We start from the raw sequence: 15041 nt of genomic DNA, 5'->3' as shown, positions 1-15041 counted from the left end.
AATGTTAAAAATAAAAGATGTCACATTGGCATTTGGAAAGAACGTTGTTTTAGACGATGTTAACTTGGAATTTAAGCAGGGCGAGATCGTTGGTCTCGTAGCGCCTAATGGTACTGGTAAGTCGACCTTGATCAACGTTATTTTGCATAATCTGACGCCGCAAAAAGGGTTTGTTGAATATGAAAATACACGTTATCAAACACAAAAAGACACGATTAAATTACACCAGGAAATCTGCTCGTTTCCTGAACAAAGCGACCTGTTTCCCTTTATGACTGGACGGGATCATCTTAATTTATACGCTGATCTTTGGCACAATTCTGAAAAGCCCGTTGAGCAAATAATTACTGACTTGCAAATGGAAAATTATGTGGATAAGAAGGTGCAGACTTATTCTTTGGGGATGAAACAGCGACTTTGTTTTGCAATGGTAGTAGCAGCTGATTCTCCTGTAATGTTGTTAGATGAAGTAATGAATGGACTTGATCCGCAGAACGTAGCTTTAATTTCACAGATGCTTCTTAAACTAAAGGATGAAAACAAGCTGATCATTATGGCTTCACACCTTTTGTCTAACTTGCAGCAGTATGCTGACAGGGTCTTGTTTATGGGTAAGGGACACATTATTGAAGATCTAGACAATAAAAAGCAAAATAAACGGTATTTAAAGATGCAGTCTACCCCTGAAACGACTAAGTTGCTAGCTAATTATGATTACGAAACTTTGCCTAATAACCTGATATTAGTTCCTCTAGAAAAAATTGAGCAGGATAAGCTGACGCAACTTATAGCCAGCTTAGTTAGAGCTGATATTCAATACGCAGTTGAAAGAATTGATATCGAAGACTTATTTAATAAATTTTATGATTAGTTTAAAGCTTTAACCTGATTTAATATTTGCAGAAAATAAGCAGCCGTAGTTTGCATGTCCATATTAGTTAAAAAATGAATGATTGAGACAGCTGCTTCATCATTGGCAGTATTGTGAAATGTAAGAATTGCATTTAAAAATTTGCGCCCAACAATTAACAACATTTCGTTATCTGGTAAGTCAATCTGGTTTATTCGTGTTAGCAGTTTATCTGCAAATTTAAACTGACTATTTGTAATTAAACCAATTAGAGCTTCAAATAGAGCTGCTATACCAAAATGAAATGTACCTTCTCCTGCTTTTTTAATAAAAGAAATATTACTGATAACCTGAACAGAGATTTGGTAAATGATTCTGGGACTAATAATAGGGATAACATTGGCAAAAAGTGAGAGAAATTCATGACCCCAAACAGTTATCTTACTTAACTGATGGTTTAATTCATTTTGCTGGGCTATAGGAAAAATATTATGCTGTGAAGTTTTATAATACAAACTACAGGCGATTGCTGCATAGTCAAGGTCAAAAGGATCTTGACTTGACTGATATTTATTTAATGCCGCTTGAGCCAGTTTTTCCAAATAATCTCTGTCGTGGTTACTCCAAGACTCTTCTAAAATAAGCGCAATATGATCTTTTGGGTCGAGTTTAGCAAGCGCAATATATTCAGTTGCGGATAAACTAATTCTTTCGCACAGTTTTAACACCCGGTTAAAATCCATGTGTCCTTGATTATTTTCCCAGCGAGAAAGCATTTGAATGGAACAAATGCCTGCGGCAGCTTCTTTAAGGGTAATATGCTGCATTTTTCGCAACTGTTTAAATTCATTCCCTGATTGCATGATATTTTTGTCCTTTTTATATATTATGGCACTTTTTTCTCATATATGAGAAGTAAAAAATCTAAAAAATAATTCATGCTTTAATATGTTTAAGCAAAAAAATATCTTAACCGTTTTAATAATAAAGAAGGAGTAGAAAAATGCAATCTTCATTAAAATTTGCACCTAAATGGAAACTCGTTGCCTACACACTTTTAGCAATAGTAATGGCATTTGGCAATGTGGTAATTGCATATGTCACTAAGATCATGTTAAATTCAGCGCAATATCGTCAAGGCGATAGTGGCAATTTAATTAGAATTGCCGGCATTGGTGCCGCAACAATCTTAATTATTATGCTGTCTAATTTTGTGTACCGTTATATCAAGTACGCTATTATTCAGGATGTCAATGTTTATCTTAAAGACAAAACGATGAGCTACTTGATTGAACAACGCAGTGACTCACAAAAGGATGGTTTAAGTCTGATGACGAACGATCTTAAACAGATTGAGACGTCTAAGACTACAAATGAATTAATGATCATTGCAGAATTAGTATCTTTTTTGCTATCAGTAGTAGTTGGTTTAATCAATTCCTGGATTTTAACATTAATTTTTATGGTAACTACTTTAATTCCTGGACTAGTGCAAAGGGCTTTTACCAAAACAATTCAATCCAAAGCAAAAGTTTGGGAGACAAATAACGTCGCATACACTCAAAGTGTAAATGACGGGTTAAACGGAGCGCAAACTGTCGGCTTATACGATGTCCAAAGTTCGACTATTAGTAAAGTGGTTAATAGTGCCAAAAGAATGGAAGAAGCATTAAAGAACTTAAACTTCACACAAGCTGTAGCCGGAGAAGTCATTATGGCTTTTGCAGATATTTTTAGCTTTATACTGCCGTTTCTAGTAGGTGCCATCTTAATGCTGCAAGGACAGATTGGCGTTGGTACCTTAATTATGATAGTGCAACTATCCAATCAATTTATTAACCCGATAGTTAATATTTTTGAACAATTGAATGCAATCAAGTCTACTAAGCCGATGTGGGATAAAGTAGAGCAGGCTCTGTCTTTTTCAGCTGACAGTACTAAAAATGCAAAAACTGGTAAATTTACTGGTTTGAAAGTTGAAGATGCAACATACAGTCAAGGTGGCAGAGAAATTTTCACTCATCTTAATCTTGCTGTAGCACCTAATGAAAAAATCTTGCTCATGGCACCAAGTGGTTGGGGAAAGACTACGTTGTTAAATTTAATGTTGGGTAAAATTAAACCTAGTGAAGGTCATGTTTATATTGATGGTGAAGATGTCACTGGCAACTGGACCAAAGCCCACGATAATTTCAGTTACGTTAACCAAAAGCCGTTTATCTTTGATGATACAATCAAATTTAATATTTTACTGGGGCGGAAAGTTTCTCCAGCAAATTTGGCTAAAGCAGTTGAATCGGCGGGACTAACTGAACTCGTGGATGAAAAAGGCTGGGATTATCAGGTTGGTGAAAAGGGGGCAAATTTATCCGGAGGACAAATCCAAAGAATTGAAATTGCACGTGCTTTTCTCTCTGAACGGCCAGTATTGCTCGCTGATGAAGCTACTAGTGCCCTTGATCCGGAACTGTCACTTGCAATTCACAAAACACTGTTAAAGCAGTCGAATTTGGCAGTAATTGAAGTTGCTCATAAAATTTCTGAAACTGAAAAGTCGTTGTTTGATCGGATAATTAATTTAAATGGAGAAAATGAAGAATAAAGAAGTATTAATGCGCTATGTTGATAATGATGGAGTTGTTAAAGTTTGGCCTGGTAAGGCTAAAAACCGGCTGTTGATTTTACAATATTTGGCAACTAAATTTGAACCAGCAAAAAAATATTCTGAGCAGGAAGTAAATTTAATTTTAATGCGTTATGTGGCTGATTATGTTACCAGAAGGCGAGATTTAATTGAAAATCATCTTTTAAAGAGAACGGATGACGGTAGATTTTACTGGCTAAATGAAAAAAATAGAGTAAAGGATTAGGATTTAATTGATACAGAAAAGCAGGTGTATAAAAAGGGTGTTAAGACCATAGTTGATGATTATAAAGCAGTTTAAAAGGACAAGTGACTATATATCGTTTGTCCTTTTTTTGGTTTTGACGAAAAACTAAAAGTTGATTTAGTAGCTCTTATGAAGATAGATAACAAGATGGCAAGACTTGAAATTTATATTTAATTTGATATATACGATACGTTCCTAAAAAGTAATAATTAAATTTATTGGTTGAAAATAAAAATGATTAAGACTTGCAACTTTAAAAATTGTTATTTTGCTTTTTAAACATGTTTTTATCTTTTTATTGAATGCAGTTAATTAAAGATATATAATCTCAATATTAAATTATTATTTTAATATGTGATTACAGTTAAATTAGTAATGAAATGGAAAAATATTATTAGTATCAAATCAAAGTAGGTTGAATAAAAATGAAAAAATCACTTAGTATAGCAACAATTGTAGCTGTTTATGGCGCAAGCTTGATATATAGTGCAACAAGCAATAATTATATGCCTGTTAAAGCAGCTGTCGTAAGTGAAACGAATACTGTAGTCAATAATAATGATGTGTCTGATAAAACATGGTCTAACAAATTGACTAAAGCTGGCTATGTTTTCAAGTTAGTTAAAAATGTAGCTACTGCTGATGGCGGATTGTATCAAAGAAAAAATGGTTTACTTAAAAAATATAGTTTGAAGTATGCTAAAAAAGTTTTTGCTAAAAACATGTTATTCAAAATAGATCGTGCTGTATCAATAGAAAATGGTTCCTTAGTTCATATTGTGTCGCAAAATGGCAAATATAAGTTTTGGACTAACTTTTTAACCGGGACATACAATGTAAATGGTCTGAGAAAATCGCTTAAACCATTAATAAAAACCGAAGTAGAAATGATCACTAATACTCCTAAAGAGAAAATAGCAAAGAAGCTAGTCACTGCCGAAAAACTGGCTAATAAATTAAAGGGTTCAGATAAAAAATTGGCTCAAGAATCAATTACTCAATTGAAACAATGGATTGATAACGAAGTTTTTGCTAATATTCCTACTCTTTTAATTGTCTGATTGTAAATAAGGCTAAAATTTAGCCTTGTGGATCTAGAGCGTGTTTAAGCAGCTTATGCTAATTTAAATTAGCATAAGACTGGACGCGAAGATTATTAAATGATGATGTAGCAAGGTGACGCGAAAAGCGGTGCAATTATGTTTGATTGAGATTTGAGTCTAATAAAGAAATAAAATTTCTAAAGATCTCAAGAAAGATTGCGACTTAGAATTATAGCTTTAAAAACTGACATTTTTCTTTTATACATTCATGTTAGTTTTTCGTTACTTTTGTTTTCTTTTTGAAACAAATTTATGCTAAAATATAAATGTATAAATAGTTTAGCGATTCCACTGGAATCACAGAAAAAAGCTCTATTATTGGGATAGAGCTTTTTTGCGTGCTATTTTTTAAGAAGGAAGGCAACCTACTTCTCTTTCTTCTTGCCGTTTAGCCAGCGTTTTTTTACTAAGAAAACTGTAAGTTCTCTTAGTAAATCAAGAAAAAATTGTATAAATAATTTTGCTATTTCCATTGGAATCACCTCCTATCCATATCAGATAGGCTGTTGCCTCCAATTTCATTATATCAAAGAAATTCAGCATTTTTGGTGAAAGATAACAAAGAAAAAGCATAACTTTTTATTTAAAAAGCTAAGTGAAGTAAATAACATTGATTGCTACAATTAAAAAATGAAATTAAAAGGACTAGTTTCGATTGAATATCGGAAATTAGTCCTCAACTAGAATTTTATATTCTATCATAATTTTAGGTTTTGTGTTTTAGGTTTATGCTTGCATTGAAGCTCCAGAATCTACATCGGTTGCCTTTTTATTTTCATCAGGAATCAGTTTTTGACCAGTTTGCTTTAAGTACCAGTTAATGATTGGCAATAAATCAACAATCCATTCAGTAACACCAGCATATTGTTCATTTTTATCAGTCATATTCTTAAAGGAAGCAACCATGTACTCATCAGCACTTGGCTTGATAAGCTTATAAGTCTTACCTGTCTTGGCATAATCCATTATTTCTTGAACATGGGGCATTGAAGCTTTTTTGTGAACTTCTGATAAAGTTTGTCCCAGTTTTTCTGGCCACCGTGGTGAAAGCAGCATTTTTTTAGGAATTTCGTTGTTGCAATATACATAGCGATCATCTTTATCAATAGTAATTAATTCAAGTGGTAGGCAGTTGAGTAGTGCATCTATTTGATCAACTGTTAACAGACCTTGATCCAATTCTACATAATCTGATCCTTTAGCAGCATTAACTTTTTTAGCAGTTTCTGTAACCCATGTACTTGTAGCTTCTTCTGTATGTTTAACCATTTTAATCTCCTTATTTATTATATAAATCGTTTACAAAAATAGTATATTTTATTTATACTTATAAGTGAAATTAATATCAGTTATTAATAATAGAAATAGATTATAAGAGATACATATGGATATTAAAAAATTAGTTACTTTTGTTAATTTAGTAGAAACAAAAAATTTCACTAAAACGGCTAAAGCAATTCATGCTACGCAACCAACCGTTACGCATGATATAAATGCTATTGAAGATGAAGTCGGTGTCAAGTTGTTTAACCGCAATAAGCGCTACGTTAATGTGACAAAAAATGGTAAAGACTTTTATCAAAAAATTAGACCATTAATTAATAACTATTATTCTGCGGTACAGGATATTCAAGAAAAAGATAAAAAAGAAAGCTTGCAAATAAACTTTGGCTATTCATATAATCCATTTAATGATAAATATATTCCCCTGTGGATAAAACAATTTCAAATAAAGTTTCCACAAGTTAAATTTGAATTGGTAAATTTAAACCGCAACGAATTAAAACAGAAATTAGTTTCTAACGATTTGGATATTATGTTGACGACAGGGTTAGAAGCAAAAGATTTAAGTAACGTTAAAATTTATCCGATAGAATCAGAGCCCTTTAAGGCAATTATGCCTCGAAATAACCCTTTGAGTAAAAAAACAATGGTCAAACTGACCGATTTACAAGATGAAAAATTGCTATTTTTAGATAACAGATGGGCAGCACAGGATATTATTAATCTTCAAAACAAAATTATTCATTTGAATAAAAACATAATCATTACTTATGCAGATGAAATCTCTTCTTTAAATGTTTTAATTAAGGCTAAACAAGGAATAGGATTAGGATTGTATTGTATTTATCCTGAACTTGATCACGGCTTGGCTTATGTTCCGCTTGATTGGGAGCCACAAGTCGATTTAGTAGCCATTACGCAGAAAAATAATGAAAAAAGGGTTGTTTATCAGTTTATCAAATTTATTCAAGATTTCGAATTTGATTTTAACTAGTACAGAAAATATAAAAAGAAAGGCTGACAGGTCAGTCTTTCTTTTTGCATTAAGCTATATTAATAAAGCCAGTGATTCATAGGGCTGTAAAGCTAAAGTTTTAGGCACTTCTTGAAAATTTTTATCGTAGTTGCTAATTAAAGTTTGTGCTTTTTGCCCTTGATAAGAAGCGGGTAAACCGTAAGTTACTTTTTGCCCATAAAAGTTGTTAATTACAAGTAAGGTTTGTCCTCGGTAAAGCCTGCAATAAGCAAAAACTTGTGGGTGGTTCAAGTCGATGGGTTTATAGCTTCCCTTGGCAATAATTGGGTAATGTTTTCTTAAGTAAATCAGCTTTTGATAATATGGGAAAATTTCACCATGATCAAGTTCAGCCGCTACGTTAATTTGTTCTTGATCTTTTGGCTTTAGCCAAGGGGTTCCAGTAGTAAAGCCGGCGTTGACGGTGTTATCCCAATGCATTGGCGTTCTGCTATTATCGCGCGACTTTGCCTGAATAATTGCCAGCGCTTTTGTGTCACTTAAGCCTTGCTTTTTAAGCTCATCATAGGCATTGAGTGTTTCGACATCGACATAATCCGTAATCTTTTGGTAATTGGGATTGATCATGCCAATTTCTTCGCCCTGATAAATATAAGGGGTCCCGCGTAATAGGTGCATTACGGTAGCCAACATTTCAGCGGATTTTTCCCGAAAATGAATAGGATCACCAAAACGGCTCAGTGCCCAGGGCTGGTCATGATTATTCCAAAACAGGGCATTCCAGCCACCACCTTGACTCATTCCAATCTGCCATTTATTAAGAGCATTTTTTAAAGCGGAAAAGTCAAAAGGTATTTTGGTCCATTTCTGACCATTTTGATAATCAACTTTTAGATGATGAAATGTGAAAACCATTGATAATTCGTGATTATCTTTTCTAGTGTAAGCAACGGAATTGGCAACAGTTGTTGAGGACATTTCTCCCACAGTAATCGCATCTGGCTCCTGACCAAACGTTTTTTGATTTAATTCTTTTAGGTATTGGTGCACTATCGGCTGGTCTGTATACATTAACTTGCTAGCAGTGTTTTTAGGCGCATCAGTGAGTTTTTCATCTTTGCCAATAACATTAATCACGTCAAAACGAAAGCCTTTGACTCCTTTATCACGCCAAAAATTAACGACCTTAAATAGTTCTTTCCTAACTGTAGGATTATGCCAGTCGAGGTCAGCTTGAGTTTTGTCATATAAATGAAGGTAATACTTGCCGGTTTTGCCAAATGGGGCCCAGGCTGGCCCACCAAACTTAGATGTCCAATTGTTAGGTAAGCTGCCATCTGCTTTAGGCTCTCTAATGTAGAAAAATTTTTGATAATATTCGTCTCCAGCTAACGCCTTTTTAAACCAAATGTGATCGGTGGAACAATGATTTAAAACCATGTCGAGCATCACACCAATATGGTTTTGAGCCAGCTTTGCGACTAACTCTTCGAAATCGGCCATTGTGCCAAATAATGGATCAATTTTGTAATAATTTGCGATGTCATAGCCATTATCGTTTTGAGGAGACACAAAAAAGGGATTAAACCAGATCATATCGATATTTAGTTTTTTTAAGTAAGGGATTTTCTCGATAATTCCCCTTAAATCTCCGATACCATCACCGTCACTGTCGTAAAAAGATTTAGGATAAATTTGATAAATCACTTTATCAGCTAAACTCATAATATAAGTCCTCCATTTTTAGCTTTTCTATGTGCAAAGTCTACAAATTTAAATTTATCAGGTCGGTGTTGCGAAATAGTGTACTGAAAAAAAGATGTGTCTTTCAAATAAGTTAAACTACGCACTACCACCACTAAGTTAGTATCGGTAAGGTGCAACTGCGCCATTACATTTTTACTTGCCGGTTCTACAGTAATAGTTTTAGTGGCATAATCAATTTCAAGTCCTAAATCATGTTCAAAATAGTGGTATAAAGAACTTTTTGCCTGGCTAGCTGATATGTCAGGTACATATTTTTTTAAAATATAATCTTCGTCAACTACTATTGGCTCATGATTGATTGATCTTAAACGGGCTACATAGGTTGCGGCAGTTTCTGTTAAGGATAAATGCTTACGGATTATAAAAGGCATCTGGGCATCTTCTAAGGCCAATATTTTCGTTGCAGCATGCATTTGCTTTTGCTTGTTCAGTTCGTCAAAAGATTCAATATCAGAAATAGGGAAGGCAATCCTTGCTGCATTAATAACTACTGAGCCCTTTCCTTTTATTTTTTGAATTATGCCAGCATCTAAGAGTTCGTTTAAAGCTTTTCTAATTGTTTCACGTGAAACATTATAAAGCTCTGACAGAGCAGGCTCACTCGGTAAAAAATCACCGACAACATATTGTTTGTGCTTTATTTTATTTGTTAGATCCGCTGCTATTTGTAAATATTTAGCTCTCATTATTAGTTATCCACCTTTTAACACTAATCATACCACCTTACGATTATTTTTTACCTGTCTAGACCAATAAAAAATAAAAAAATATTTAATACAACAACATAATAAGCAATTTATTGACACCTGTCTATACAAGAACTATAATTTTAAGGAAAGCGTTATCAGTATATGTGACTGACCTTTTATGTTGTAATTTTCTGGAGGCTAAAATATGAGTAGTACGACTAAAATACTGGCACCTGTTGCCGGTGAGGTCATTAACCTGGAGGATGTTAATGATCCGGTTTTTTCTCAGAAGAAGCTAGGTGAAGGTTTTGCCGTTAAACCCAGCGCAGGAGAAATAGTTTCGCCTGTAACTGGGAAGGTGGTAATGGTTGCCGAAACAAAGCACGCACTTGGTTTGCAAACTGCGGATGGTGTGGAAGTGATGATTCACCTAGGTATAGATACCGTTGAACTTGATGGTAAACCATTTGACTGGCAAGTAGCAGCAGGATCTGAGGTAAAAGCTGGCCAGCAATTGGGGGCAATGGATCTGCAAGCAATTAAAGATGCTCAAAAAGACGATACAGTTATCTTGGCAGTTACTAATACCGCTGATGTTTTAGCTGGTATCGATCTTGCTCTGGGCACTAAAGCTGCTGGTGAAATTGCAGCCACTATCACGTTGAAACAAGCTAAATCAGCACCAGCTGCAGCTAACAAAAAAGAAAATAAATACCAAACTACAGCGCGTGAAATTGTTAAGGCTGTTGGTGGCGCTGATAATATTAAAAGCGTTATGCACTGCTTTACCCGTCTGCGCTTTACCTTAAATGATGATAGTATTCCGCAGGATGACGAGGTTAATAATATTAAAGGTGTAATAGATGTTACCCGTGCTAATAACCAATATCAAATAGTTATTGGGCAAACGGTAGAAGATGTTTACGATGAACTAATTAAGCTACTCGGGCCTGAATATGCCGGACAAGGGGAGACTACACCTACTGCTCCAGCTCCAGCAGCTAACCAATCTCTTGGTGGCAAGATTAAAAATGGCTTCTTCCAGTTAATAGGCGTAATTACCGGTTCTATGATGCCTGTAATTGGTTTGCTGGCCGCCAGCGGTATGTTAAAAGGTATTCTTAACATCTTGACTAACTTTTGCCACATGTCTACGGCTTCTCCAACTTACACTATTATTAATGCGATGGGGGATGCATCGTTTTACTTCTTGCCTTTAATTGTTGGCTTTACTGCTGCTCAAAGATTAGGCTCTAATCCAGTAGTTGTTTCTATTATTGGCGGTTTTCTGATTTACCCTGATTTAGTAAAAATTTATGCCAGCGGCAAATTCAGTTACTACTTAGCTGGCGTTGGTATTAATGCCAACTTCTTCGGTATTCCAATTCATATTCCACAATATACTTATTCAATTTTCCCAATGATTTTTGCGGCTTGGATGGCTGCTAAAATTGAACCGTGGATTAAAAAATGGATGCCAGTTACATTAAGACAAATTTTTACTCCACTAGTAGAAATCTTTTTGGTAGGGATGACAGTCTTAATTATTGTAGGGCCCGTAATTTCGTTTATTTCTACGGGAATTGCCAAAGTATTGCAATGGCTCTTAACTGTCAACACTGCACTTTCCGGCTTAATCATCGGTGGTCTTTACCAGATACTCGTTATCTTCGGACTGCACTGGGCAGTAGTGCCAATTATTGCCAATGATATTGCTGCAACGGGGCATAGTATTTTAAACGGTATTGTTTCAGTAACGATGATTGCACAAGGTGCTGGCGCTCTTGCAGTTTGGTTTAAGACTAAGCACAATCCTGACCTAAAGGGCCTTTCCCTTAGTGCAGCTATTTCCGCCGCTGTCGGTATTACTGAGCCGGCAATGTACGGTGTTAACTTAAAGTACGGTCGTGTATTTATGACTTCAAGTCTTGGTGCTGCCATTGGCGGATTGGTAAACGGTTTGCTTAAAGTTGATATGTACGGCTTTACTGGCAGTTTGATTGGCTTTCCATCCTTTGTGCCTAAAGCTGGGCAAGGCAATCCTAATAACCTGCTGAACTTCTGGATTGCCTCCATTGTGACAATTGTTGCTGCATTTGCTTTGACCTACTTCTTTGGTTATAAAGAGCAGGACGCTAATAGTCCTAAGGATGCTCCTAAGAAAAAGAATTTAGCTAATATATAATGATATGATTAATTAATAAAACATTTGAATTATCTAAAAGGGTTCTAAAACTAATAGTGATTAGTCAAGAGCCCTTTTATAGTGCATTTTTGAAATACGCGGTTAAACTATAATAAAATGAACTATTGTGGATGGAGTGATTACAAAATGAAAGTTCTGATAATTGGTGCTCACGGACAGATTGGGCAATTATTGGTAAAAATGCTACAAGAAAGTACGACTTGCCAGGTCATTGCCGGTTTGCGCTCCCATGAGCAGGAAAAAGCCTATCAAGAAAAGGGAATTACTACCGCATTTATTGATCTAGCAGGACCGCAAGGGCAATTGGTAAAAGTAATGCAAACGGTTGATGTAGTTGTATTTGCGGCGGGTTCAGGTGGCAAAACCGGTGCTGATGCAACGATGATGATTGACCTTGATGGAGCAGTCAAAGCAATTAATGCGGCAAAAGAAACTGGCGTTCACCGTTTTATCATGATTAGTGCAATTAAATCTGACGATCGCAGCTTTTGGTCGGATAATGCGCCAGCAGCAGGACCACAAAATTATTACTATGCGGCAAAATATTATGCTGATCAGTGGTTATTGCACAGTTCACTCGACTATACAATTTTGCGGCCAGTGGCACTGACTAATCAAAAGGGAACGGGAAAGATCAAAGTGGCAAATCATTTTACTGATTCTATTGCAGATATGACAATTACTCGTCAAGATGTGGCCCGAACAGTTGCTGACATTATTTTAACGGGAAAATTACACCAAAAGGAATTTGATATTGCTAATGGCTCAGTACCTATTGCACAGGCAATTACAAACTTCCAGTAAAAATATTTTGATCAAAAATTTTAATAGGCTAATAAATTAATGTTTTGTTAACGTGATTTATTAGTCTTTTTACTTTGAGCTAAAACTCAGTAAAAGATGAATGAAAGTAGTATTGCAAATATTGTTGCTTTAAGTCTGCTTAAATTAAAAAACTATTTCGCTTATATTAGTGCATATGGTAAAATCTGCTTATATTGTTATTAGAATAAAGGAGGGAGCTATGCTAAAAGTAGAGCATTTAAGTAAGCGCTTTGGTGATTTTCAGGCTCTTAAAGACGTTAACTTTACCATTCAGCCTGGTGAAATCATGGGTTTGATTGGTCAAAATGGCGCAGGAAAAACCACCACTTTTCACAGTATTTTAAATTTTCTTCATTACGACGGAAAAATTTCCTGGGAAGATCAGCCCATTACTGAAAAAACTTTTGATACGATAGGCTATTTGCCGGAAGAACGCAGTTTACTACCCAAAATGACTATTGAGCAGCAAATTGTTTATTTGGCGGAGCTAAAAAGCCGCCCTGCAAAAGAGATAAAACCGCAAATTGATGACTGGCTGAAACGCTTTGATGTGCAGGGTAAGAAAAGTGACAAAATAAAAACACTTTCGAAGGGTAATCAGCAGAAAGTGCAGTTAATTTGTACTTTAATTCATCAGCCCAAGTTAATTATTTTGGATGAGCCCTTTAGTGGTTTGGATCCGGTAAATGCAGATTTGCTTAAAAACGCAGTTTTAGATGCTAAAAAGAATAATGCAGCAATTATCTTTTCCAGTCACGATATGTCAAATGTCGAAGAAATTTGCGATAGTTTAATCATGTTGAAAAAGGGACAAGTTGTTTTAAGTGGTACAGTTGACGCTGTTCGTGACTCATTTGGTAAAACGGAAATTTACTGCAAAACTACTAAGTCGCTTGCAGAATTGCAGCAGCTCCCTCACGTTAAAAAAGTAGCAAAGAAAGCGCATGGTCAATATCTTTTACGGATTGACGATGAAAACAGCGGTCCGGAAGTTTTTGACGCATTGACAAATGGCGAATATGTTGAAGAGTTCCGGCAACAACCACCAACGCTTGACGAAATATTTAGAATGGAAGCTGGTGAACGACATGAATAAATTATGGACCGTAACACTGCAAACTTATTGGCATCAAGTTAAATCTTGGTCTTTTCTGCTTTTGATATTGGGCCCGTTTTTCATAATTGGCTGTAGTGCTTTAGGAGGAGCTATCGGTGCTAGTTCTGATTCAGACAGTCAGATTGCAGTTATCAGTTCCAATGAGCAAGTTCGCCAAAACTTTATTAAAAATAATGATAAATATGTTGATTCTAAAATTAAAACCGCTGAATCTGCTAAAAGGGCTGTCAAAAAAGAAAAGATTGATGGTTACCTGGTATTTGGCATGCAAAAAAACCAAGTTAAGGCCATTTATCATGGAGCGTCACCTATTGATGATGAATTGAAACCCAAAGTAAAAAGCTATTTACAAGTCTTGCAGAGTCAGCTTAATTTGCAGCAAGCGCAATTGGCGCCACATCAGCTTAAGGCCTTACAACAGCAACCGCAGTATAGTGAGATCCTCCAGAAAAAGCAGCTGGGCGATAAACTGGCTAAAATGGTGTCATTAATTATAGTGATTATGGTCGTTTACATGGTTTTGCTTTCCTACAGTAGCATTACAGCTCAAGAAATAGCTTCTGAAAAGGGTACGAAGATTATGGAAATCATTTTTTCCAGTACAACTGCGGCAAAATATTTCTTAGGCAAAATTCTGGGCATTTTCGGTGTAATTATTACGCAACTTTTAATCTATATTGTTGGCGGCTGGGCCACTTACCGCTGGGCTTTACATGCAAAAATTACGGCTTCTTTCATGCATGACAACCAGGTAGTAATAAATAAAATTCTGGGCAATTTGGTAAATGTCAATCTCATTTTCCTGATTCTGGGTGTAATTATTTATACGATATTAGCAGCCTTTTCAGGGGCTTTAGTGGCTAAGCCAGAAGATTCTTCAAAAGCTGCTCAAGGCACTACGATGATTTCCCTTATTGCCTTTTTCCTGTCGCTTGCCTTTATTTCTAACCCCGAACAAATTCTGCCACAAGTATTATCCTATGTACCATTCTTTTCTTCATTCATGATGCCAATTCGTATAATTAATGGTCATGTGGGTAATATGGAAGTTATTCTGTCGCTGGTAATTTTAATAGTAAGTATTATTGGCATGACAGTATATATTAGTAAAATCTATCAAGGGGTAATTTTACAAACAGAAGATACCAGTTTTTGGCAGAGACTAAAACGAGGACTGGCATATAGTAAAGCATAAGTAATAAAAAAGACTAGGACGGAAAAATCCTAGTCTTTTTATGTGAAACCAATTAATTTGCTCATGGAACCTTGCTACTAATCTTTAAGCAATAACTAGTATTTATGAAAGTATTTTAAGTCTCACAGCCACTTTTTT

13 protein-coding genes are annotated in these 15041 nt (G+C 35.4%); 9 read left to right on the top strand and 4 right to left on the bottom strand.

Translation table 11 applies throughout. The features are described from left to right. Nucleotide 1 precedes the first annotated feature (1 nt). Entirely contained in the window at nt 2–871 is an 870-nt protein-coding gene (locus LDM92_RS04580; protein WP_045927290.1) for an ABC transporter ATP-binding protein, read from the top strand. Here the strand turns inward: LDM92_RS04580 and LDM92_RS04575 are convergent. Further along, nucleotides 868–1713 (bottom strand): Rgg/GadR/MutR family transcriptional regulator, encoded by an 846-nt coding sequence (locus LDM92_RS04575; RefSeq protein WP_223902229.1) that lies wholly within the window; start codon nt 1711–1713, stop codon nt 868–870. The two genes, LDM92_RS04580 and LDM92_RS04575, sit on opposite strands and share 4 nt — an antisense overlap. 140 nt (nt 1714–1853) lie before the next feature. On the opposite strand from LDM92_RS04575, the gene LDM92_RS04570 reads away from it, so the two are divergent. The 3 genes from LDM92_RS04570 (at nt 1854) to LDM92_RS04560 (ending at nt 4802) form a co-directional block, all read left to right on the top strand. Continuing rightward, nucleotides 1854–3452, top strand: coding sequence for an ABC transporter ATP-binding protein (locus LDM92_RS04570; RefSeq protein ID WP_223902228.1), 1599 nt, complete (start codon nt 1854–1856; stop codon nt 3450–3452). Beyond that, complete coding sequence (locus tag LDM92_RS04565; RefSeq protein WP_223902227.1) at nt 3442–3720, top strand: DUF2087 domain-containing protein; 279 nt, start codon at nt 3442–3444, stop codon at nt 3718–3720. The genes LDM92_RS04570 and LDM92_RS04565 overlap by 11 nt, the downstream gene beginning before the upstream one ends. A gap of 446 nt (nt 3721–4166) precedes the next feature. Continuing rightward, nucleotides 4167–4802, top strand: coding sequence for a hypothetical protein (locus LDM92_RS04560; RefSeq protein WP_223902226.1), 636 nt, complete (start codon nt 4167–4169; stop codon nt 4800–4802). Between the two features lie 768 nt (nt 4803–5570). On the opposite strand, the gene LDM92_RS04555 is transcribed toward LDM92_RS04560, so the two are convergent. After that, nucleotides 5571–6113, bottom strand: coding sequence for a PAS domain-containing protein (locus tag LDM92_RS04555; protein WP_223902225.1), 543 nt, complete (start codon nt 6111–6113; stop codon nt 5571–5573). 115 nt (nt 6114–6228) lie between these two features. On the opposite strand from LDM92_RS04555, the gene LDM92_RS04550 reads away from it, so the two are divergent. Beyond that, complete coding sequence (locus LDM92_RS04550; RefSeq protein WP_223902224.1) at nt 6229–7122, top strand: LysR family transcriptional regulator; 894 nt, start codon at nt 6229–6231, stop codon at nt 7120–7122. A gap of 54 nt (nt 7123–7176) precedes the next feature. Here the strand turns inward: LDM92_RS04550 and treC are convergent, their stop codons facing one another. Together treC and treR are read right to left on the bottom strand one after the other, a co-directional pair. Beyond that, on the bottom strand, nt 7177–8829 hold the full coding sequence (treC, locus tag LDM92_RS04545; RefSeq protein ID WP_223902223.1) for an alpha,alpha-phosphotrehalase: 1653 nt from the start codon (nt 8827–8829) through the stop codon (nt 7177–7179). Next, the gene (treR, locus tag LDM92_RS04540) at nt 8826–9557 is read right to left on the bottom strand and encodes a trehalose operon repressor (RefSeq protein ID WP_223902222.1); all 732 of its coding nucleotides are present in this window, start codon (nt 9555–9557) and stop codon (nt 8826–8828) included. Before treR ends, treC begins: the two co-directional genes overlap by 4 nt. Nucleotides 9558–9765: 208 nt before the next feature. Here treR and LDM92_RS04535 point away from each other — a divergent pair, with 208 nt between their 5' ends. The 4 genes from LDM92_RS04535 (at nt 9766) to LDM92_RS04520 (ending at nt 14903) form a co-directional block, all read left to right on the top strand. Beyond that, nucleotides 9766–11745, top strand: a complete 1980-nt coding sequence (locus LDM92_RS04535; protein WP_223902221.1) for a PTS sugar transporter subunit IIABC — start codon at nt 9766–9768, stop codon at nt 11743–11745. Between the two features lie 147 nt (nt 11746–11892). After that, nucleotides 11893–12570 carry an NAD(P)H-binding protein gene (locus LDM92_RS04530; protein ID WP_223902220.1) on the top strand — a complete coding sequence of 226 codons (678 nt, stop codon included), beginning with the start codon at nt 11893–11895 and terminating at the stop codon, nt 12568–12570. 220 nt (nt 12571–12790) lie between these two features. After that, a complete protein-coding gene (locus tag LDM92_RS04525) occupies nt 12791–13687 on the top strand; it encodes an ABC transporter ATP-binding protein (protein WP_223902219.1) in 897 nt (298 codons plus the stop codon). Further along, nucleotides 13680–14903, top strand: a complete 1224-nt coding sequence (locus LDM92_RS04520; RefSeq protein WP_223902218.1) for an ABC transporter permease — start codon at nt 13680–13682, stop codon at nt 14901–14903. The genes LDM92_RS04525 and LDM92_RS04520 overlap by 8 nt, the downstream gene beginning before the upstream one ends. Nucleotides 14904–15041 lie beyond the last annotated feature (138 nt).

This window comes from Lactobacillus laiwuensis, from assembly GCF_019972835.1.
Lineage (GTDB): Bacteria > Bacillota > Bacilli > Lactobacillales > Lactobacillaceae > Lactobacillus > Lactobacillus laiwuensis.
This window is presented reverse-complemented; position numbering and strand designations above follow the sequence as displayed.